Annotated in this window: 1 protein-coding gene; it reads right to left on the bottom strand. The window is 60.2% G+C overall.

The window, feature by feature from the left end:
• Positions 1-359 precede the first annotated feature (359 nt).
• Positions 360-1,478 (bottom strand): IS110 family RNA-guided transposase, encoded by a 1,119-nt coding sequence (locus AC0L30_RS42860; protein ID WP_275199710.1) that lies wholly within the window; start codon positions 1,476-1,478, stop codon positions 360-362.
• Positions 1,479-1,581: the final 103 nt, after the last annotated feature.

Here is a 1,581-nt window from a genome sequence, read left to right as displayed (position 1 = left end):
CCAGTCAAGCACACAGCGCACGGTTTCTCATCTCCACGAGGACTCATCGTGAAGTTCTTGTGCCGATGGATCGTGCAGAGGAGAAGGCGGGACTCAAAGACGTCGGTGAACAGGCTCTGATGCGCGGGTTGGATACCGCATTTCCGTTTTTTCGTCTGGGGCTGTCCCTGGTCTAGCGTCGGGCGTCGATCGGATGATCGGCCACATAATGGATTTCAGGATTTCCCCTGCCGTGGTCCCGCCTTCACTTCTGCACGATTAATGTCTGCGACTGCCCCCTGATCTTGATTGCAACAAAGGGGGCTGTGGGCCGGTCGAGCGCACCTCACGACTCGAGCGGTCCACAGCCCCCAACGATGTCACGCCTGTCGAGGTGGCATGAGCTCGCGATTGATCGCCCAAATGAAGGCGGATAGCTCTCGGGCAATCGCCGTGACGATTACGGTTCGCCGCTTGCCCTTCCGCTCGAGTGAGCGGAAGCGTCCGCACAGCCTGGTTTGCGCTTTCCACGCAATCTCGCGCGCGACTCTCGGTGCGGCCTCCACCTTTGGCTGCTTGTCTCGGCTCACGCGCGGCGGATATCGATAGCTCCAGGCCGCCTCTACAAGAATACGTCGCGCCCGCCCATTACCGGCTTTGGTGATGCCGCCTCGCTTGACTTGGTCGCCAGTCGAGTTTTCTGTGGGCACCAGACCCAGATAGCCCATCAACTCGCGCGGATTTTGAAAGCGGGATAGATCACCGATCTCAGCCAGCACCCCCACAGCCGCAATGAGATCAATCCCACGCACCGCCTGCAGGGCCGACACAACCTCGGCGAGCGACCACTCGGGTACTACCTCGCGGATGGCATCTTCCAAACGCTCCAGCCGCTCACTTTCCTGGCGTATCCCCTCAAGTAACTCTTCGAATGCGATGCGCTGCTCGCGATGCTCGAGCTTCTGCGACATGAGCCATCTCATGTGGGCTGGTCCCCACGTTGTCTTGCCCGGATAGATGCGTCCCAGCCGCAGCATCAATGACGAGATCTGTTGACGCTTGCCCTGGAGGTCCTTCTTCACTGCTTGACGGGCGCGCGAGAGATCGCGCATAGCCTCATGGCGCTCGTCCGGCACCCACACCGCCGTGAGCTCGTCCGCGCGCAACAGCTTGGCGAGGCTTACCGCATCGCGCCGGTTCGTCTTCACTCGATCGCCGGCCTTCTTCGGAACGAGCGAGGGGGCCACCACCAGGCAGTCATGGCCGAGGCTCTTGAGCAGTCTGTAGAGACCGTATCCTGTTGGCCCTGCTTCGTAGCAAAACGTCAACTGACAGCATTTCGCTGCAAGCTTTGCCACCAGCTTTCGGATCGCTGCCTCCGTGGCAGGAAACTCCCCGAGATATCGTACCTCGCCGCCACGGCCGCCATCGGCAATGGCTATAGCATTGCGCGATTTTGACGTATCGATTCCGACAAAGACCTCGGTATGATGACCCACGACTCGCCCTCCTTGTTTGAGGCTCTACCCGGTCCATCCGGGCAACCCTCGTCGCAACATCGAGGGTGAGTCGCCTCATTTTGTGGGGGGACATACAGTCTAG

The organism is Bradyrhizobium sp. MI1.11 (assembly GCF_055811255.1).
The sequence above is the reverse complement of the archived record's forward strand: the minus strand, read 5'-3'. Positions and strand labels throughout refer to the sequence as shown.